Below are 20,437 nucleotides of genomic sequence, written 5' to 3' on the forward strand. Positions count from 1 at the left end.
TAATTATGGTAGAGCCGGGCTGCTAAACCCTTTTCGATTTACCGGTGTAGCCTTCTTTCGGTGTTCCATAAGAAGACGAGTTTCTACACTTTGAATCAGATATTTAGGCCAGAAGCGGTTCGTCATGCCACCCGGCGACTGGGGGGCGACGTCGTCATTGCCATTCCCTTGTCGAACAGGCTGCTCTCCGCACTGGCATTGAGCATCTTGCTGACTGGCGCGCTTTTTCTGTCTTTTGCAACGTATGCACGGAAAGAAACGGTTGGCGGATGGCTCACGCCAGAAAGTGGCGTAATCCGGGCCTCGGCGTTCCGCGGGGGTATCGTTGAAGCGATCTACGTAGAGGAAGGCGACGTCATTGATGCTGGAGCACCGATCGCGCAAATTCGACTTTCCTCCGACATTCAAGACGGCGATGCCGGACGCGCGCTACTCGCCGCACTCTCTCAGCAGGCTGTCGCTGCGGCCAGCGCGGCGGACGCGGAGATTGGCCGATTGCGAGGAGAGGAGCAGCGTCTCCGCGCGGAAATCGATGGCATTGAGCGAGAACTGGAAACGCTTCGCGAGCAAGTCGCCTTGCAGCGCGATCGCGTGGAGATTGCTCGCCAGCAGGTAGAACAAGCTGAATCAATCGCCGCGCGCGGGTTTCTCTCAAACCGAGAGCTTCTGGCTCGTCGTGAGGCGTTACTTGCGGCGCGGCAAGATGTATCCCGCCTGGAGGCGGCGCTGGTTCGACTCGAACGACAAAAGTCGGATGCCCAATCCGCGCGGGAGGCGATACCACTTGCGATCTCAAGCGCTGAGGCCAATGCGATTGCGGCACGAGGTGCGATGAACGAACGCGTTACGACCACGCGGTCAGATAGTGCATATTTGGTCTCTGCGCCGGCGCCAGTCCGGGTGGCCGCCATCCCGGTTCAGCGAGGCCGGTCGCTGGCAGCGAGAGACACGGTTGCCGTTCTCGTACCCGCAGACGAGGAGCTAATTGCGGAGCTATTCGTTCCGTCCAATGCGGCGGGATTTGTCCGGGAAGGCCAAGTGGTCCAGCTGCGGTATGACGCGTTTCCGCACGAGCGTTTTGGCGTCGGAACCGGTCATATCGAGACTGTATCCAGCACCGTGCTTACGCTTGAAGAATTGTCAATTCCAGGGCTACGGTTTGACGCTCCAGTGGTCCGTGCGCGTGCTCGGATCGACCGCAGCATTATCGAGGCCTATGGCCAGGAAATTCCGCTTCAACCCGGGCTATTATTCTCTGCAGAAATTGTGATCGACGAACGTTCGTTGATCGAGTGGCTTTTTGATCCATTGTTCGCGGCGGGGCGTTCATGAAGGAGATTCCTCGGGAGCTGAACCTGTTCCGGAAAAAGAGCTTACAGACCGTCATGTCGGTCGAGGCGGCCGAATGCGGGCTGGCCTGCCTCACAATGATCTCGCGATATCATGGTCACGATGTCGATCTGAATTCACTCCGGCAGCGCTTTTCCTTGTCGATGGCTGGGGCCAATCTCAAATTGCTCATGGAGATCGCTGATCAGCTCGGTTTCGCTTCGCGGGCGGTTAAGTGTGAGCTTGAGCACCTCAATCATCTTGCTCTTCCCGCTGTTCTGCACTGGGATCTGAAACACTTCGTCGTTCTCGAGAAGGTCAAGCGCGGATCGATCATCATACATGATCCAGCGCTCGGCCGACGCGAAGTGCGCCTTGAAGAGGTGTCCAATCACTTCACGGGCGTTGCTCTGGAAATTGAGCCGACCGCGTCTTTCGAGCCGATTAAAGACCGAGCGCCAGTGCGCCTGACAGCGCTTTGGTCGAGTATGCAAGGATTCTGGCGCGCGCTCATCCAGGTGCTTGCTCTGTCCGTGGGCTTGCAAGTGGCAACCTTTGCGATGCCATTCCAGCTTCAGCTTGTAGTCGACGAAGTGCTCGGCCGGGGGGACGCCCAACTACTTCACGTCCTGGCCGTCGGGTTCGCCGCGCTGGTGCTATTGGGGGCGCTCATAGAGGCCCTTAGAGCTTACGCCATCCAGGTATTCGGGAGCCTTCTCAATTTCCAGATGGTCGGGAATCTTGTTCGGCACCTTCTGCGTCTCAAGGTGGAGTTTTTCGAGAAGCGCCATGTCGGAGACATTCTCTCGCGCATTCAATCGACGCGCCCGATACAGCAAGCGATCTCGCAGGGGTTAGTTACAGTGGTCATCGACGGCGTGATGGCAGTTATCGCACTGATTATCATGTTCTTCTATTCGTTGCCATTGGCCATGATCGTCGTCGTGTCTGTGGCGATAAATGCGATTATGACTTACGCGTTCTATCCTCAGATCCGGCGCAGATCAGAAGAGCAGATCACCGCGACCGCCAACGAGCAGTCTCACGTGATCGAAAGTGTGCGCGGTTCGACAACGCTTCGCCTATGGGGAGGTGAGCCACAACGCGAGAGTCACTGGCGCAACCTGTTTGCCTCCGCTGTCAATGCCAGTTTTTCCTTGGGCAAACTCCAATTGACCCAACAAGCCCTGCAGTCCGCGATAACCGGATTGCAGACGGTCCTGGTCTTGTATGTTGCAGCACAGATTATTCTCGCGGCGGACGGATTTTCTGTTGGTATGCTTATGGCATTTCTAAGTTTCCGACAGACATTCACCGACCGTATCAACGCTCTGATCAACCAAGCATTACAGTTCTCGCTTCTCGGATTACATCTCGAGCGATTGGGGGACATCCTGAACGCGACTCCCGAGCGCTCCGAAAACGAGGAGGAAACCGGGACGGAGTTAGACAGCGGCATTCACACGTGCGGCCTGCGTTTCCGATACGGAGCGTCCGATCCGCTCGTCCTGGATGGCATCGATCTGGCCATCCAGCCAGGCGAATTTTTGGCGATCATCGGGCCGTCGGGAGGTGGCAAGACCACGCTGCTGAAGCTGATACTCGGGCTCTACGAGCCAACAGATGGCCACATCGAGATCGGATCCCGGCGAGCGACGTCCGCTCTCTGGCGCCGGTGGAGAGCACAGGTCGCTGTGGTCTCCCAAGATGATCAATTGTTCTCGGGTACGCTGGCAGACAATATCGCGTTTTTCGATCCTGACCTGAACATGGACCGAGTCCGCCAAGCGGCCATGGAAGCGCGGATCCATGACGATATCATGCGCATGCCGATGCAATACATGTCGCTGGTCGGCGATATGGGCTCGACTCTGTCCGGTGGGCAAAGGCAGCGCGTCCTGTTTGCCCGCGCGCTCTATCGACGTCCGAAGGTGCTCGTTCTTGACGAAGGAACCGCAAACCTTGACGCGGACACGGAAAACGAAATCGCAGACGCCATTACGGCGATGCCAATCACACGAATTATCGTCGCGCACCGGCCAGCCCTGGTTATGCGAGCCGAGCGTGTTCTCCGGATGGCCGATGGCAAGCTTGTCGATGTGTCCGGCGCGGACAGGCGTGTGGAAACCTATAATTCATCGCAAGAGCCATGGCCGGAAAAACCCGCCGTGCTCTGAGCGCTTCGTCCACAAAGCTTTGGACTGTGAAATCCAGGCGACTGACCCATAGGTGATTGCGTGATTGCGAAACATATGTCCCGCGTGTTGTCGATGTCCGTTCTGCGTGGCGCCGCGCTTATCATGTTTGCGGTTATTGCGGCTGCAGCTGCAACGTCGGCCCAACTCGATCCTGCTGCGCAACGCGTGGAAGATGGATACGCTCAGCTTGAAACTGTCGCGATGCGCGTTTCGGCAATCGAAGCGCGCAGGGACATGCTGGAAGATTTGGAGACCGAAGTAAGCTCCACTGAACAATTCAACGCTTGGCGCGCCGCGCTGCGGGCACGCGATGACGTGGAGTATGCCGCGCTCGTTGAGCGTTCGAGACTTCCAGCGCGCTTGGAGGAGTACCCAGGCGCTGGCGGAGTAGCCGCGGCGATATTGGACGCTACCGGTGATCCGGATCTCAAGGTCATCTTGCTAACGGGTCTCGAGCGACTTGCGGAGCGCGGCCGCTTTCCGCGGCCCTATTACGAATCTCTCGCGCGTCGGCATGTCGCAAGTGAATCCGATTTGGATCGCGAGACACGCGAGATTGCCGAAAGCGAAGAGCTCGAGGTGCCGGGCGAGATCGCCGATATCTACCTTGTGTATGCTCCTATTGCTCAGGAAATGGGCGCGCGTCGCGGACAGGATCAACTGATCAGGTGGCTCCTAGTGGACACGATGGCAAACGAAGTTGATGACGAAAGCAGAGCGCGCTTCTTGGAGGGCGTAAATCCGATCGTTGGACGCATCGATGACGCGAATACACGCTATGTCATAGAGGTCTTCGAAGAGCTCGGATTCGATCAAATCTTCGAACATGTACCGTCGATTGCGGAGCTGGGGATCGCCATCATCCATCATGGAAACAACCTGCCTGCGCGCCGCTCATTCCTGACCATCATCGAGCCGCTCGCCTTGCGCGGTGAGTTCGATCAACAACGCTATGCGGTGTTCTATGACCGTCTTGCTGAAACTGAAGGCCGACCTCAGCGATACGGAACCCAGGATATGTGCGTGGATGGAGAGAGAGTGCCCTATACGCTTGAGGAGCCTGCAGGTGAGGTCGATATTCGCCGCTCTGAGGTGGGCCTCGGATCAATCGACGATTATTTTGAATTGATCCGAGGTCAATATGGCGGCTGTTAGCCGCGACGGGTCGCTCCGATAGCTGATGAGCCAATCACAATTGTTTTGTGATGTTCAACACCCCCTCATTTAGGAGCTCGAAGACCAGTTGCTCGCAGTCTTCTGCCGTCAGATCCCCCGGTGGCGCGTCCAAGATTGATCGATACTCCACTTTCCGGCCTTCCGTGAAGGAACGTATCAGATCGTATGCCGCACTGGCGAACACCCACCGTCTTATGCCGATGTCGAGCGTAAACTCGTCCTCCGCTCTCTCCAGCGAGATGAGTGCAGCGCTGCTCGAGATCTGAAGTTCGTAGTTTCCGGTCCGGAAGAGCTCGAAGTCGATGGTCGCCGGGAGGTGATGCCGACGGCGGGGCGGCATGTCGGAAAAGTGGGTGAGCCAGAAATCGCGCATGAACTTGCTGTCTATGGCGGTGTCTATGAAAGAGCGCAATTGGTCCCGGAATTCGGTATTGAACTCGCCATCGGCCGGAATAACAGGGCGTGGCAAATCCCGCCGAAACTCCTCGGACTGCGTCGCGAGCGTCAGCAGATGGCGAAAAGCGTCCACACCAGTGCGGTTCTCGAATCCACAGGTTAGATGAATCGAGCCTTCATCGGTTGATTTTGCGTGATGCCACCAGCCGCGGGGGACATACAAGACGTCGCCGGCTTTCAGTGTGCCATTCCAGGCGAGCGTCAGATTTTCATCATCATCCGAGTATTCGACATCGTCTCCCATCGGGAACTGTCTGGTCGGTTCGAAGACAGACCATTCTTTCTCTCCTTCGGTCTGGAGAATTAGAACGTCATGACTGTCCCAGTGCGTGTTGAAGCATCTGTCGGTACACCAGGAGACGTACACGTTTATGCCGACAAACTCGCTGAGTTCGAGGGTTAGTTGATCAGCGAGGTCTTGGAACGGAGCGTGGTACCCTTGAGCTTGCTGCAGCATCAATGAATGACCCTCACGCATCGCCCGCGCGAGGGCATCGGGCGCGATCGCTCCAATCCGATTTCCTGAAACCTCGCGTGTATATTTCGACTTGTTCAGATATTCGCCTTGCTGAATTACATGAACCATTGATGTTCTTCTGTCGGAGGTGTTCAGAAGCAGGTTTAAATGTTCCCATGTAAATAGATCGCGCCATTTTTCGTCAGGGAGGCGACCCTTGAGGAACCGTGATCCTCGAACGTTTTGATCGAAATCGCCAAGCGTCATACCAAAAGCAGCCTCTATCCATGTCGCGGGCTGTTTTTCGCCAGTAAGGTCTCGCGCAAGCAGGTTCAGATCTGATTTCGACTTGGTCCCCAAGTCTCTATAATCGCTATCCAATTTATTCACCCTCCCAGTTATTAGAGCACAAGACGACGGTGATTGATTCACCGTCCCGTTTCTCAACCTGAAGATCAGAAAGGCAGTCATTCGGCGCGTCCGGCGACCACGGCCAGACCGCGGCCTCTATTTGACGGTACCTCCTATTGTACCTGCGAGGTTTCAGTCCGCGCCGCCGAATTAGACCGGTTGGCTTGGGGGCTCTATTCGAGGTCTCATTCATACTCGCATTTCCTCAACTGTCGGCACAGGTTTGGCTTGGGTCTCGGTGGATCGAAACCATTGGACGGCGATCCACTTGTTGCCACGAATAACCGGTGATCCGGCGTGCATGGACTCCGTGTCGATCTCACCCTGACAATCCAGGTTTTCGAAGAAGATCGCGTCACCCGCTTTGCCGCGAATTTTCAAGCGAGGTCCAACGAATATTGTTTCGCCACCGTCATAATCGTCGTTGAGATAGGCGATGAAGGTTGTGGTCCGCAGATCGCGGTCTCCCGGGCCATGCGCCAGAGATGATGCCTCGGCGTCAAGGTGCGGGAGAAATTGGCCACCTGGGCCATAGTTCACAACACTAAGAGCCTCGCCATGGGTCGCTGGTCGTTGTGTGGCCGCACAAATCCGCTCGACGGTGCCGCGAATAACCAGATCCTGTCGATGGCGGGAGTAGTGGCAGTCGAGAGACGACCGAACATCCTCCATTTTTTGATGACGTTGCGAACCTGAGCTGACCCTAGAGTCGGACAAGAACTGGGACGACAGATGTATCAAATAGGCTCGCTCAAGGGGGTGAAGAAAACCAGGGGATAGCCGTAGGCGAGGACGATCTGTGATGTTTTCGACAACGGGTGCGGCCCGATTGCGTATCGCGTCGCCGAGGCCACGTTCCAGCTCATTCAAGGCCCGCTCGTTCAAGGGTCGCGATGTCCCCACGTCTTCGACATCGCCGTTGAGTTCAGCGTCACGCGCGATCATTGCGGCAACGTGATCGCCTTCCTCCGCGGCCGCTAAAAGCAGCCCTGCTCCAGCAGCGCTGAAATCTTGTGAAGCAGACGAGTTGATGATTGCCGACAAGCCGAGAATTCGTTTTGCCTGGCGACGGCCCAAGCGAGCGGCCTCGACTTGTAGCCCAATGGCGAGGTCAAGATTGGCCGGCAGGCCGGCACCACTGACCAGGCAGTTGGAAAGATTCGCCATCGCGATGGGATCCCCAGCGGCAGCGTCATCGCGACAACGGGTAAGCTCGCTTGAGGGGTTCGTGCCGGCATGAAAGTACGCCGGTCTATTAGCAGCAGCCATTACTCATTCCGAATATGTTTGGTTCCCCTATTGAATATAACTCTAAGGGGCACGAATTCGATTGACAACTTTTAACTGCTAGATACGCTTAATGTGCAAGTTCTTGCACCACTACTCATGGTTATATCATAGGAGAATGAGGCATGACAGAGCGGAAACCATTTATTCTACGATCGGAAGTAACGGCGCTAACCGATGAAGAACACAAGATTCGCGAGACGCGGATTTCGGAACTGAGCGCAGATGAAATTGCGAACGTCGCGGGGGCGACAAACTGCGACACTCACCCTTCGATTACTGCGGAAATCGGTTCCTGGACACCTGAATGGAATCCAAGCGACGGTGGAGACCACACGATCTGCGACGACTAACTGCTCGTCCCTGATTTCTGAGAGCCAGCGCCGACCGAGCCGTGCGCTGGCTCAAGTTTTTTGGCTTTGGCACTATTCGACGAGAGGTATTGGCTGGCATGCCGGTTCCGCATGATCCCTATATTCTTATTCTCGGCGGCTCCCATGATGGGCAACTGATTGGTGTACGCGAAGCTTTGAACGGCGACGGGATTCGTGTCCGGCTGATCGATCATATAGACCCGCAACCGTTTGAATTATCCGTCGACCGATCTGGTCGTTACCGATTAGAGATCGATGGAGAGGAGATGCCGGAGCCTCCGCTTGTTTGGTGTCGGCTCAAAATACACACGATCCTGAGCGAATGGACCGAAGCCACAATTCCTGAGTTCGTGCGTCGAATAGAATGGCGAAAGCTTCTGAGCGGAATTGCGCATCTCTATGATGACCGCTGCATCCATTCGATCTCAGCGCTATGGGCCGCAGAGCACAAGCCTCGCCAGTTCTCGGAGGCTGTAAAGGCCGGATTCGAGATTCCGGAGACAAGCTTTTTCGCGGGCAAGTCTTACGCCAAGGGGTTCGCGTCGCGACATGACCCCTGCCTTGCGAAAGTTATAGCAGCGCGAAATGTGCCGCGATTGAATGCAGGGCCAGATTCTTATCGGATACTTCAAACAATGGATCTGGGGATGGACACAATTGACGCATCGGACGAGGACGAGTTCCTGAGTACACCCGCGATGTTCCAAGAGTGGCTCACAGAGGGGTGGGAATACCGCGTTATTGCCTTTCGCGACAGGGCCTTTGTGTACCGCCGCCTCGACATGGTCCAGAACCGAACGAGACCCGATCCGCGAATTCTTCTTGGCGCCCAGTACGAGATGGTGCCGACTGACCCTGCTATTCGTGATGCAGCTTCGCGTTACCTGCAGGCCATGGGGCTGCACTACGGCACCTTTGATTTGATCGAGCCGTCCGATGGATCCCTCTATTTCCTTGAATGTAATCCGGAGGGGCAATGGAGTGCAGCGGTCGGGCATAACCCCGCGGAAGTAGCGGCGCATTTTGCGTCGGTTCTCGGGCGCTTGTTAACTCACCGGGTGGCTGCGGCGTAATCGACCGCACGCGCCGCGAGCAATGGATGGGCGAAGGCGCAACGCTCAACCTATTGCTCGAAACGCAACTCATGGCAGGCCTTACAAAAACTGGAAATCCCGGACTTAGGCGCCTTGCATGTGAGCCTGGAAAAACTCGGCGACTTCATTCGAGATTTTCTCAACATGCTCGGGACGCCAGTAAAGATCGAAATGACCCGCCCCCTCGATCACCGTGACCTTTTCGGGCTTAGCCTCGTCGGCAAAACGGATGGCACCAGGATTGGAGACCGCTTCGCCACCATAAGCCAGATACATGGGGATCGGGTCGAACAGCTTCGTATAGTTAAAGATAGAAAAACCAAAGAGCGAGTACTGGCTATTGGCGGCCACCTGGTTTTTCCACGTCGGGGTGTCACCCGGCATACCGGCCAAATAATAGTCTCGCATGCCGACATAAAGAGGTTCAGGCGCTGCAGCTATTTCTTCTTCGGTCTCCGGGACGGGCTTGATGTAGACCTCCTCACCGGTATCGAAGCGCACCTGCGCCGCATCAGTCAGCGCCTTAACAACCAAATTGCGATAGCCCTCAGCGCCCAGCACGCTCAGCGGTGTATCGAGTTCGATGAAGTAGGGACTGATCATCGCGACAGCGTTGATACGGGTGTCAAAAGCGGTCTCGTACATCGCCCAGCCAGACCCCATGCAGACCCCGGCATTGAACACATTATTCGTGTCGGTCACGTCAAGCGTGCGAAGGAAGTCGACAGCATTGCGCACGTCTCTCACAAACCATTCCGGAATGAGATAGCCGGTTTTTCCTTCGCTTTCGCCCCATCCGCGCGGATCGAAGACCAATGTCGCGAAGCCTCGTTCTGACAAGGCTTTCGCATAAATACCGCCTGTCTGTTCTTTGACTCCGGTAACGGGTGGGGTCACGGTTACAGCCGGGTAGGTCTTGCCTGGGTCATAGTCATCCGGAAGGAATAAGTGAGCCGAAATTTTATGCCCGTCGCTGTCAAATTCAACGGCGTTCTTACCGGGTTTGAACTGTTTACTCATGGCACCGTCTTCTTTCTTGCTATGGATTGACTATTTGGGTTTCTTTTGTCGCCTTGTCCGGTTTGATCACGAAGTGACGTTTAGGCAAACCTGCCGCACTCCACCGTCATTCGCAACTCGGATTCAGCACTCACCGGAACACGCCGGATCACCAAGGGGGCTGCCAGTGTAAAGAGTATCAGGCGATGGGGCGTCGGGCCGTGCAGAGACACCCTTGGCCCGTCTGTCAGTTCAACCGCCGACAAATCGGGTGGGGCGTGGGCGCGTTCGAGCTCATCCTAATCCTCTATACGTTGTACATGGAATTTGTGACGGGCACTGGCCCTCCTTGCTGGGAACCGTCCTGCCTTTGAGCATTGTCATTGCGATTGTGTGGGCTGTGTTCGCCTCACTGATCGCGCTCGTTCTTGTAGTCATGAAACGCCGCGCCCAGCGCGCGAAGGACTGAGTGTCACGCCAAAGCGCCATGGAAGCGCTCGCCTCACTGATCGCCCTGGCGCCGGGCCATGACATGTCCGGCAAATCCCGCACCGGCTTCGGTATAGATGTTGAACACGGTCGTGGCGCCGGCCTCCTGAAGGGCGGCCTCTTCGTCCTCGAACTTCGCGATGGCCGCAATCTCACCCTCAAACGCTGATCGTCGCAGGTGGGCGATCACAGCGAGTGTCGTGCTCACCCTGGGCAGGGCCAGCAAGACAAGCTCCAGCGTGTGCGCCGCCTGGATCCGGTCCCAGAAATCCGCATCGGTGGGGTCACCATGCAGGACATGGCGACCATCCTCACACTGATTGGTGCAGGTGACGGGGTCGATATCAATGCCCACGACAACATCCCCGCGCGCTTCGCGCATCTTGTCATACGCACCACTGCCCAGCCCGCCCATGCCGATGACGGCGACCTTGGCCCCCCCGATATCAAGCGCCTCATCATCGGCAATCAGATCGTGGCGCTGCAGCTGTTTCCAGCGCGCCCGATACTGGGTGTAGAGCGGCTGGGCGAAACGCCCCAGTCCGGCGGCGAGCACAAAGGACAAGGCGGTCGCTATGGCCAGTATGATCAGCCATTGCGGATCGAGCAGCCCATTGGCCACGCCGATCGTCGCGACGATCAAACCAAATTCGCTGTAATTGGTCAGGTTCAGTGAAGCGAGCAGGCTGGTGCGAGCCCTCAGCTTGAACCGGGTGAGCAGGGCAAAAAACAGTGTCGACTTGACCAGGACAAACGGGGTGAGCGCGACCCCCATAATGACCGCCTCCCAGCTCGGCTGGCCGGCCAGCCCGATGGAGAGAAAGAAGCCGAGCAGAAACAGGTCCTTGAAGGAGAGCATGGTCTTGGCCAGCTCGTCGGCCTTGGGGTGATTGGCGATCAGCACGCCGATGATGAGCGCGCCCAGATCACCCTTGAGCTGGACAAGTTCGAACACTTCCGCGCCACCGATCGCCAGAAGAAACCCGAACAGGACCAGCAACTCCCCATGACCCACCCGCACCAGCAAGGCGTGCAGGACCGGTCGCAGCGGGATCAGCAACAGTACCAGCACAGCCCAGGGTGATGGCAGGGAACCAGTCGATGCCGCCAGGAAAATCACCGCCGCGATATCCTGCATGACCAGAATGCCGATCGCGATGCGACCATGCATGGAGGTCATCTCGCCGCGCTCCTCGAGCGCCTTGACGACAAACACCGTGCTGGAAAAGCTCAGGGCAAAGGCGATGAGGATGGCCTGGGGCAGGTCCAGATCGCTGAGAAGCGGCAGGCCGAGAAGGGCCAAGGCGTAAATCGCAAATCCGAACACCACCACAACCAGGGCCGTGTGCAGCGTGGTCACGCCCCAGACCTGCGGACGGGCCAGGGTGCGCAGGTTGAGCTTCAGCCCGACGGTAAACAAAAGAAGCGTGATGCCCAGATCAGACAGGCCTTCAAGCGTTTCACCGCTGGCGATGCCCAGACCATTCAGCAAAAATCCGGCGACCAGGAACCCCACGAGTGGCGGCAACCCGGCAAACCGGGCCAAGAGGCCCAGCACAAAGGCCAAACCGATCCACACCACATCGCCCAAGGCGATCGCGATCCACTGGAATTCCATCGTCAGTCCCTGATGCTTGATCCCTGCCCGTGACCATCATGTCGCGCCGCGGGCTGAATGTGAATGCGACCGGTTCACCCACCCTCCTGTTGAGGTGTGTCATCAGCAGTTGTCTCTGGTGTGGATCGAAGATGGCCACGTTACTGCACCGGCCTGTGACGTCCCCGCCCGGCGGCCGCCATAACCATCACGCCGATGGCGAGTTCGATCCCAAGTGCGATTAGGACATTGCTGTCCGGCATGCCGTCGAGCACCCAGCTCACCAGTCGTCCCGCGGCAAAGGCAAAAAAGACCGTCAGGGCGATCATACGGGCGGCGGCGAACCAGCGCGCCCTTGCAACACCCCCCAGCATAAGACCGCCCAGTGCGGCCAGATTGGCGCCGGGCGCCCGCAACTCGCTCATCAGATTAGGTTCGGCATCCAGCGTGATACCGTAACTGGCATAAAATTCTGCGGGAAACAGTGTGATTGCGGCACCGATAACCAGGGCGGTCACCCCGCCCAGTCCAAGGATGACTTTTTGATACAGGCTGGGTGTCATGGTCGTGTCCTTTTCAGTCATGAGATGTGAGGTGGGTGTCGGGCTAGCCGCGGGATCGGGAGCCGGGTCCGCTTGTGTCTCCCGCCAGGCACCAGCCTCTGCTTCACGCTTGGCAAAATCGGTGAAATCACAAGGTGGACGTCCCAGAGCCCGCTCGACACCACCTGTCACATGGGCATTGCGGCCATCAAACGTCTCGCGGGCAATCTCCGTGACAATATCGGCAAAGGTCCTGCCCGCCGCGCGTTCGAGCTCAGCATGGAAAGCCTCGAACGTGATCGCCACATGGCGCACGGGATGACCGATGGCATCACCCAGGATGGCGGCGATCTCATCAAAACCCAGAAGGCGCGGCCCGGTCAGTTCATAGATCTGGCTGGCGTGGTGATCCTCAATCAGAGCGGCGACAGCGACATCCGCCAGATCCTCCACATCGATGACCGGTTCGCGAATATCGCCTCCGGGCATGGGCACCATACCCGACATCACCGCATCGCGCAGGGACCCCTCCGAGAAATTCTGTGCGAACCAGGCAGATCGCAGGATGGTGGCGCTCGGGCATATCCGTCTCATGATCGCCTCAGCCTTGAGCGCAGCGGGTTCGCCGCGACCTGTCAGCATGACGATACGGTCAATCCCCGCCCCGGCCAGCGCCTGTGCAAAGGCCGCCAAAGTGTCCAGCGCGCCGGGAAAGGCATAATCGGGCTGGAAGCAGATATAGACCGCGCTCACACGGGCGAGTGCCGCAGGCCAGGTGGCGGGTTGATCCCAGTCGAAGGGGATCACCCCGGAGCGCGAGCCCTCGCGGACGTCATAGCCGCGCGCTTTGAGGCGGGATGTGATGCGCGAGCCGGTCTTGCCGGTCGCGCCTGTGACAAAAATGGGTGAGGAAGGCATGGCCGATCTCCATCGTGTTCAAGACACGGATGGGATAGCGCTTGTCCGAGTGAGTGGTCTTGGCCCCGTACGACAGAGCTTTGGCCGAGCGTGCCAATTCTAGAGAGTCACTCCTTCACGCCGATACCGGGCCGGAGTTTGACCGCTCAAACGCTTGAACGCCCGTGTAAACGTGCTCTGCTCGGAATAGCCGGTCAGGAAGGCAATCTCCGCGAGAGCGTAATCGGTCTGGCGCAGAAGGCGCTCTGCAAGACGGCGGCGTGTCGTTTCCACAAGATCCTGATAGACATGGCCGTCCTGTGCGAGGCGGCGTTGCAGCGTGCGTGCGCTCATGCCCAGTCGCGCGGCCACTTCACCAATCGAGGGAACACCTTCGCTGAGCGCGCGCGAGATTTCCAAGCACACTTCGTGGTCTAGACCGGTCTCGACGACAAACTCCGCGAGTTCACGATCCAGATGCGCATCGAAAAACCGTGCCAACCCCTGATCCCCCAGGCGATTGCCGACTTGCAGATCCTGTTTTGCGATCTCGAATCCATCGCGATCCGCGCCAAAATGAAGAGGGCACTGAAAATGTTGTTCAAAGATGTCCAGTGTCCCCGGACGTTCGTGTGAAAAACACACAGCGCTTGGAGTAAACGGCTCGCAGCTGACCTCCCGGCACAAACCCACACCGGCCGCGACCGCCAGCTCATTGGTCATTCTTTGGCCCAGGCGTGTGTCGCGCCCCGGATCAATGGCCATGAATGTGGCTGTTGCGCCCGGTTCAACGCGGTAATTGGCGACATTGGTTACCACCTGGCCGTACCTTTCCACGCGTCTGAAAGAGCCCAGAAGGTCGGGGGCCGATTTAAACGCCAGACCAAAGGATCCATAATCATCACACCGCATCAATCGCCCCAGCCGCACGCCCAGACCGCGCCCGTCCGGCCGGTGCTGTGCAAGCTGTTCAAGAAGCTCGAAGAAGGCCTCGGCCGCAATCATGCCTGGCCAGGCGCCCGGGTCACCGGGGGCCAAGCCCGTGGGGATGAGCCAATCCCTGTCCGCATGAGATGACGTGGAGCTGACCAGTGTGACGAGCTTCTGGATAAACAATGTTGAGATATGATCCATGACTCGTTTCTTGCCCTGCCACACCGGGTGCGCCCCCAGTGATCCGCGATCCGGCGCTGTTCCGTCAAGGGGCGCAAAAAGGCGCATCACGCGCGGACAGGCGCACCGGGACACAAGACGGGATGCCCCGGCTGACAATCCCTGCGTTGAATACCGCGCCGGGCTGTAGGACTGTGTGTCTCCAAGAGCCCCGTACACCCCAGACCTCCCGTCTTAATCACGCACACAGCCTGCTGGCTCAAAACCGGTTTCCGAAAGGCCTGCCCCATGTGGAAAATGATCGCCGTTCTTTTCTCGTTGGTGCTGACCTCGGCGGCCACCGCGCAAAGCCACGACCGGACAGACCAGATCGATGTCCTGATCGACCAGGCCCTGCCGGCCTCGGGCGCACCAGGCCTGGCCTATGCGATTATCGACGCAAACGGCTCGACGGTCGGAGCGCGTGGCGTGACCCGTCTTGGCGGAGATATCGCCATCACACCGGACACGCCCTTCCCCCTGGGCTCGATCTCGAAAAGCCTCACGGCCCTGGCCGTCATCCAGCTGGTTGAGGCCGGACATCTGGATCTGGATGACAGGATCTCCGCCCATCTCGAGGTTTTCCAGGATCAGCCCGGCAGCGCGATCACAATCCGGCAATTGCTGAGCCATACCAGCGGATACTCCACCTTCCAGGGCAATCAGGCCCATACCGGGAATGAGCACGATCTCGTCGGCCAGCTGGCTCGCACTCGCCCTGCCCTTCCCAGCGGCCAGCACTGGCAATACTCGAACGCGAATTATGCGATCCTCGGCCGTCTCATCGAAACCCTCAGCGGTCTCGAATTCCCGGTCTATATTCAAAATGAGATCCTCGCTCCCGCCGGCATGAGCCAGAGCTTCATCATTGCGGGCGAGGATGCGCGCGATGTGGCGATCGGACACACACCCTGGTTCACCGGCAAACGTGCCGTGCCTGAAGGCGGACTGTCGGATGGCATGGCCGCCGCGGGAGGCGTGATGGCCAGCGCATCCGATGTCGCCCGCTATCTGGAGATCATGCTCAATGGCGAGGATGATCTGATCCGCGCCGACAACAAGGCCCTGATGCTGCAACCCGCGAGTGAGGCCTCACCGTTTTACGGGCTGGGCTGGTTTATCGATGCGCAGACCGGACGCGCCTATCACACGGGCCTGGTGCCCGGTTCGGAAGCCGTGGCAATCCTCTCGCCCGCCGATCAGCGCGGCGCCGTCGTGCTCGTGAACACCAATAGTGGGATGGGGTTTGGCCTGACGGCCGATCTCTTGTGGGGCATCAGCACGCTGGGCCTGGGCGAAGACTACCAACCGATCCAAACTCAGCTGGCCACCCAATTGTTTTTCCTGATGCTGATGGCCTTGCCGGTCTTCTTTTTGGCCGCGATTGCGGGAGCCTGGTTCCTGCGCAAGGGCTTGCGCGCGAAATCCGGTTTCTCCGGCCTGTTCAGCCTGTGGTTTCCACTCCTCGTCACAACAGCGATGAGCTGGATCTTTCTGGTCCTGCTGCCGCAACTGTTTGGCACGCCTCTGGGCACGCTGGGACTCTACCAGCCGGACATGGTCATTTTGCTGATCGCCGGGTCGGCCAGCGGTCTCGCACTGGCGATCATTCGGCTTAGCCTGTTCTATGTGTTCCCGAGGGTTTAGGCGATGCAAGGCTCAGGCATGGCGCACGCCTAACCGGCATGTCACGACCAAACAGGCTTTGTCGCAATGTCATCGCGACACCGCGCCCACCATGGCAGGTTGATGCGTCATCCATCATTGCCAGACCGGGGGTTTTCATGTCCGCCATTCTCATCGCCAGCCTGTTCCTGATCACACCCGTCGAGGGGACCGAGACGCGCACCATGGACATCGCGCTCGCAGACCTGACCGGCGATGGCCAGCTTGACGTCATACGGGCTGTTGAGGGCGGGACCAACCAGATCCTTGTCCAAGCCGGGTCAGACTGGGTGCCTGCACCCAGCCTGGCCTTCATCGAAGACGGGTCGGACAGCGAAGACATTGCGATCGCCGACCTGGACGGAGACGGCCGACTGGATGTTGTCTTTGCCAACGAAGACACGTTCACCCAGCACATCTATTTCAATCGGGGTGAGGCCGGGCTCTTCCCCGCCTTTGACCGGTTTGACTTTCAAGCGCGATCCAACACGGTGATCGCCGTCGATCTGGATGCCGACGGCGATACGGACCTTGTCTTTGGCGATTCCGGCCCTGTCGTGTTTCTCATCAATGATGGAACCGGTCATTTCGAGATACGGCGCGAAGCTCATCCCAATAACCCCCATGCCGTGCAGGACATCGAAGCCGGTGATGTGGACGCAGATGGAGATCTGGATCTGGTCATTGCCAGCGAAGGTCCCAACCGTCTTCTGATGAATAATGGCCATGGCGTATTCACGGCGGCGGCCCTCCCTTTTGGAACGCTGCCCGAGCTGGAAGAAACCCGTGAAGCTGATTTTGGCGATCTCGACGGTGATGGTGATCTGGACCTCTATTTCGCCAATGTCGGTTTTCGGACCCAGAGCCCGTCTGGAGCACCGGACCGCGTCCTGCTGAATGACGGTTCAGGCCAATTCACCCCCTTGCCTGGCGCACTGCCAGCCAGAACTGTCCATTCACTTGATATCGATTTTGTCGATCTGGACGTCGATGGCGATCTAGACGGCATTCTGGCAGCCTCCTTTGGCGGAGGCGTTCGCACACTCATCAATGATGGCAGCGGTCATTTCACAGAAGGTCGAGAACTGGCGGGCTCGGAGCTCGATGCCCTCGATACCGAAGTGCTGCCAGGAGGTGAATACATCTATGTGGCCGGTGTCCGCTCGCTCGATGCGGTTCTTGCCCTGCGGACTCCAGACTCGCAGGACTGACGCGGTCCGCTAGCCACTGTGCGTCCGATCATCACGCAAAGCCAGACGCACAGCGGCTTGATAGGCCGGGCCGACAGGAACGGTCTGGCCCATCGCCAGACGCACACCATCAGGGCGACCGTCCTGTGTCAGGAGTGTGTCCACAGTACTTAGATTGACGAAATAGCTTCGGTGTATGCGCAAGAGCACGGACGGGTCGAGCTGACGCTCGAGATCGGACATGGTGCGCCGGATCATGTGTTGCCTGTTTGGTGTATGCAGGATGGCATAGTCTCGGGACGCCTCAATATAAAGAATGCTTTCGACGGGCACACGCACTCGGCGTTCGCGATCCTTGATCCAGAAATCATGGACATAGTGTCCTGCGCGGCGCTGATCGCGCAGATGCCGCACAAGCCGTTCCATATCCGCCATGTCCAGCACATCACGCGGCAAGTCCGCGCGCTCCCGAACCCGCTGAAACATGGCGTCAAACCGCGCGCGCTCGACCGGTTTGAGCAAATAGTCGATGGCGCCGATCTCAAAGGCGCGAACGGCGTGCATGTCATAGGCTGTTATGAAAACCACCGCGCAGCCGCGCTCCAGTGCATTTCGGGCCACATCAAACCCGCTCATGTCCGGCAGGTTTATGTCCAGCAGGGCCATGTCGGTCTCGCCCCGCTCCAATGCCGATTGCGCCATGGCACCGGTGTGGGCGAGCTGAACATCCACCACGCCGGCCTGCGCCCGCGTGAGCCGTTCGATCCGCGCCGCCGTGACGGGCTCATCTTCGCAAATCAGAACTCTCAACGCCCGATCTCCGGCCGCTGCAGCGGCAATTCGATGCGCGCACACACACCGGATGGGTCTGCATCCCGAAGCGCGAAGGACGCCGCCTTCCCATAAACACGCTCAAGTCTGTCCGCAACATTTCGAACCCCCACTCCAGACGCCGAGGCCTCTCCAAGCCCTGGGCCATTGTCTGTCACAGTCAGGATCGCCCGGTCGGCTTCACTGTGGGCCCAAATCCGGATTCGCAGGGGTTCGCCATCGCGGGGTCGTCCATGCTTGATGGCGTTCTCCACCAGGGGCTGGAGCAAAAGCCGCGGAACATCCAGGCTTTCCAGTTCGGGAGAGATCTCGAACTCCACCTGAAGCCGCTCTCCGAACCGGTGATGCTCCAAAAACAGATAATCCTGAAGAAACGCTATTTCCTGGTTCACGGGTGCGAAATCGCGGTCGGCATCAGACAGGACTCTACGCAGCACATGGGCCAAGGTCTCGACCATCGACCGCGCGGCATCACCTTGCCCTTCATCAATGAGAGCATGCAGGGTCGACAAGGTGTTGAACAGAAAGTGCGGCTGGAGTTGATAGCGAAGGGCGGCCAGTTCAGCCGATCGCGCCAGAGTTTGTGCCTCCGCGAGTTGTCGTTTTTGCCGCTCGAGCAAGACGAGCGCCATCACGACACAGAGTAATGAACTCCAGACCAGGAACACCATGTAGAGACGCAGGCCATGTCCCAGAAACGATGACCAGGCGAGACGATTATAGGGCACATTGAAGCGTTCATAGAATTGAACCGTATCCACCCCTTCAATCAGAAACGCTGCAAGGACCAGCGGTATCTGCAGAGCGAGAAATCCGGACAATCGGCCCGGCCCGCTCCGCCCCAGCAGATGGGCGCACAGCAGCATCACCGCCAGCTGCAATACAGTTGTGACGCCCAGACCGAAAAAATTCCGGTATGGCGCGTCGGCCACGGCAAAACGGAGGGGCACAACGATCAGCGCATGGGCTATTAACACAAGCGCGGCGAGCCCCACGCCAATCAAGAGAGTGCTCGACGCACCCTGCCTGGAAATGTGACTGTAAAGTCTGGCGACAACCCCGTTCATGGCGCAAGTATAGAACAGGACGGAGCGCCGGACATCGCGTTTTCATCGTGATATCCGTAGGCTTCGTCGCACGGTCGGTCCGGACAGGTCCCGCACCGCCTTGTCCCGACCATCCGACCCGAACCTGAAACGACAAGCGCGGACGAGAGACCTCGCCCGCGCTCACACATTGTCGTCGGGATTAGTTGACGCCGGTCTCGTTCGACTGAACCGGGGCATCCATGGTGGCGCCAGACATGTCGTCGCCCATCGTACCCACGAGGTTGTTGATCAGCGAGCCGATGTTTTCACGGATCGAACCTTCATTGGCCAGGCGCAGGCGCTCGACACCGACAAAGGCGGCAGACATCTGGGCCGTATATTCTTCCTCGATGATCTCTTCGAAGACAATTTCGTCTGTCTCGACGTTGAAGAGTGTGTAGCTGACGCGCGACGTGACAGTCATGTTCAAACCGGCCAGCGGCTGTTTCAGCTCAACGAGCTGAGCTTCGAGACGATACTCACCCGTGTCTGTCGCCAGCATGGCGTGGGCGGCAAATGTCTGACGCAAAGCTTCAGCAAAATCTTCGCTGGAGACCTGGGAGGTCCACATCGGATTGGTCTGCTGACCACCTGTCACATCACCCACCACCACGTTTTGGTGCAGGGCAGATGTTTCGGAAATCACGTTCTGCTCGGTGATCGGCGCAACCATTGCGCCCGGATTGGATGCAGACGCACAGGCCGCCACACTCAGTGCCGCCATGGCAACAAGAAGCTTTTTCATAAGTCCCCCAGATAATTCAAAAAATGTAACATACGCACCAACAACGTGCCGTTGATTTTCAAGCACAAGCCGGTAAGTCTGGCAATCGAATTTCTTGGGGGAAGACTATGAAAACTACGCATATTTTCATGCTGGCCATGATGGTCGTACTGTCAGCCTGTGGCGGACGTGTGGCGCATCCAATTGCCGAGACCGGTGTTCTCGATGCCCAGCTCTCGTGCACTCATTTGCGCGGCGAATACGACAATAATGTCTACCGGATTGCCGAGCTTGCCGGGGAGCGTCAGGCCAGCATGGTCAATAATGCCGGCTGGATGATCGCCTCGCCCCTCTTGCTGGACCTCTCGGACACGGTGCGCACAGAGACAGAGGCCCTGATCGCCCGCAATGAACACATAAAGTCCCTGATCGAAGACCGTGGCTGCGAATAGACCGCAACACACCGGGCTGTGGCCGGTCG

The 20,437-nt window shown here is 58.2% G+C and carries 17 protein-coding genes; 8 read left to right on the top strand and 9 right to left on the bottom strand.

What is annotated here, in order from left to right; translation table 11 throughout:
- Positions 1–60 precede the first annotated feature (60 nt).
- The 3 genes from RMQ97_RS07920 (at position 61) to RMQ97_RS07930 (ending at position 4,682) form a co-directional block, all read left to right on the top strand.
- Positions 61–1,332 (top strand): HlyD family efflux transporter periplasmic adaptor subunit, encoded by a 1,272-nt coding sequence (locus RMQ97_RS07920; RefSeq protein ID WP_413660317.1) that lies wholly within the window; start codon positions 61–63, stop codon positions 1,330–1,332.
- Positions 1,329–3,506, top strand: a complete 2,178-nt coding sequence (locus RMQ97_RS07925; protein WP_413660318.1) for a peptidase domain-containing ABC transporter — start codon at positions 1,329–1,331, stop codon at positions 3,504–3,506. Before RMQ97_RS07920 ends, RMQ97_RS07925 begins: the two co-directional genes overlap by 4 nt.
- Positions 3,507–3,581: 75 nt before the next feature.
- A complete protein-coding gene (locus RMQ97_RS07930) occupies positions 3,582–4,682 on the top strand; it encodes a DUF6624 domain-containing protein (protein ID WP_413660319.1) in 1,101 nt (366 codons plus the stop codon).
- 34 nt (positions 4,683–4,716) lie between these two features.
- Here RMQ97_RS07930 and RMQ97_RS07935 read toward each other — a convergent pair whose 3' ends face one another.
- Positions 4,717–5,997: a JmjC domain-containing protein gene (locus RMQ97_RS07935; RefSeq protein WP_413660320.1), complete on the bottom strand. Its 1,281-nt coding sequence runs from the start codon at positions 5,995–5,997 to the stop codon at positions 4,717–4,719.
- Between the two features lie 219 nt (positions 5,998–6,216).
- Positions 6,217–7,194, bottom strand: coding sequence for a prolyl hydroxylase family protein (locus tag RMQ97_RS07940; protein ID WP_413660321.1), 978 nt, complete (start codon positions 7,192–7,194; stop codon positions 6,217–6,219).
- Between the two features lie 245 nt (positions 7,195–7,439).
- Here RMQ97_RS07940 and RMQ97_RS07945 point away from each other — a divergent pair, with 245 nt between their 5' ends.
- On the top strand, positions 7,440–7,667 hold the full coding sequence (locus RMQ97_RS07945; RefSeq protein WP_413660322.1) for a hypothetical protein: 228 nt from the start codon (positions 7,440–7,442) through the stop codon (positions 7,665–7,667).
- A 41-nt stretch (positions 7,668–7,708) separates the two neighbouring features.
- Entirely contained in the window at positions 7,709–8,761 is a 1,053-nt protein-coding gene (locus RMQ97_RS07950) for a hypothetical protein (RefSeq protein WP_413660323.1), read from the top strand.
- Positions 8,762–8,866: 105 nt separating this feature from the next.
- Here the strand turns inward: RMQ97_RS07950 and RMQ97_RS07955 are convergent, their stop codons facing one another.
- The 4 genes from RMQ97_RS07955 to RMQ97_RS07970 form a co-directional block, all read right to left on the bottom strand.
- Positions 8,867–9,802, bottom strand: a complete 936-nt coding sequence (locus tag RMQ97_RS07955) for an alpha/beta hydrolase (RefSeq protein ID WP_413660324.1) — start codon at positions 9,800–9,802, stop codon at positions 8,867–8,869.
- 481 nt (positions 9,803–10,283) lie between these two features.
- Positions 10,284–11,888 (bottom strand): cation:proton antiporter, encoded by a 1,605-nt coding sequence (locus RMQ97_RS07960; RefSeq protein WP_413660325.1) that lies wholly within the window; start codon positions 11,886–11,888, stop codon positions 10,284–10,286.
- Between the two features lie 140 nt (positions 11,889–12,028).
- Complete coding sequence (locus tag RMQ97_RS07965) at positions 12,029–13,327, bottom strand: DUF4345 family protein (protein ID WP_413660326.1); 1,299 nt, start codon at positions 13,325–13,327, stop codon at positions 12,029–12,031.
- A 99-nt stretch (positions 13,328–13,426) separates the two neighbouring features.
- A complete protein-coding gene (locus tag RMQ97_RS07970; RefSeq protein WP_413660327.1) occupies positions 13,427–14,440 on the bottom strand; it encodes an AraC family transcriptional regulator ligand-binding domain-containing protein in 1,014 nt (337 codons plus the stop codon).
- Between the two features lie 276 nt (positions 14,441–14,716).
- Between RMQ97_RS07970 and RMQ97_RS07975 the strand changes: the two genes are divergently transcribed.
- Both RMQ97_RS07975 and RMQ97_RS07980 read left to right on the top strand, forming a co-directional pair.
- The gene (locus RMQ97_RS07975; protein ID WP_413660328.1) at positions 14,717–16,105 is read left to right on the top strand and encodes a serine hydrolase domain-containing protein; all 1,389 of its coding nucleotides are present in this window, start codon (positions 14,717–14,719) and stop codon (positions 16,103–16,105) included.
- A 137-nt stretch (positions 16,106–16,242) separates the two neighbouring features.
- Positions 16,243–17,334, top strand: coding sequence for an FG-GAP repeat domain-containing protein (locus RMQ97_RS07980; RefSeq protein WP_413660329.1), 1,092 nt, complete (start codon positions 16,243–16,245; stop codon positions 17,332–17,334).
- A gap of 9 nt (positions 17,335–17,343) precedes the next feature.
- Here the strand turns inward: RMQ97_RS07980 and RMQ97_RS07985 are convergent, their stop codons facing one another.
- The 3 genes from RMQ97_RS07985 to RMQ97_RS07995 form a co-directional block, all read right to left on the bottom strand.
- Positions 17,344–18,123, bottom strand: a complete 780-nt coding sequence (locus RMQ97_RS07985) for a LytR/AlgR family response regulator transcription factor (RefSeq protein WP_413660330.1) — start codon at positions 18,121–18,123, stop codon at positions 17,344–17,346.
- Positions 18,120–19,076, bottom strand: a complete 957-nt coding sequence (locus RMQ97_RS07990) for a sensor histidine kinase (protein ID WP_413660331.1) — start codon at positions 19,074–19,076, stop codon at positions 18,120–18,122. Before RMQ97_RS07990 ends, RMQ97_RS07985 begins: the two co-directional genes overlap by 4 nt.
- 316 nt (positions 19,077–19,392) lie before the next feature.
- Complete coding sequence (locus RMQ97_RS07995) at positions 19,393–19,977, bottom strand: hypothetical protein (protein WP_413660332.1); 585 nt, start codon at positions 19,975–19,977, stop codon at positions 19,393–19,395.
- A gap of 107 nt (positions 19,978–20,084) precedes the next feature.
- On the opposite strand from RMQ97_RS07995, the gene RMQ97_RS08000 reads away from it, so the two are divergent.
- Positions 20,085–20,408, top strand: coding sequence for a hypothetical protein (locus RMQ97_RS08000; RefSeq protein ID WP_413660333.1), 324 nt, complete (start codon positions 20,085–20,087; stop codon positions 20,406–20,408).
- Positions 20,409–20,437: the final 29 nt, after the last annotated feature.

This window comes from Maricaulis sp. D1M11, assembly GCF_047308265.1.
GTDB lineage: Bacteria > Pseudomonadota > Alphaproteobacteria > Caulobacterales > Maricaulaceae > Maricaulis.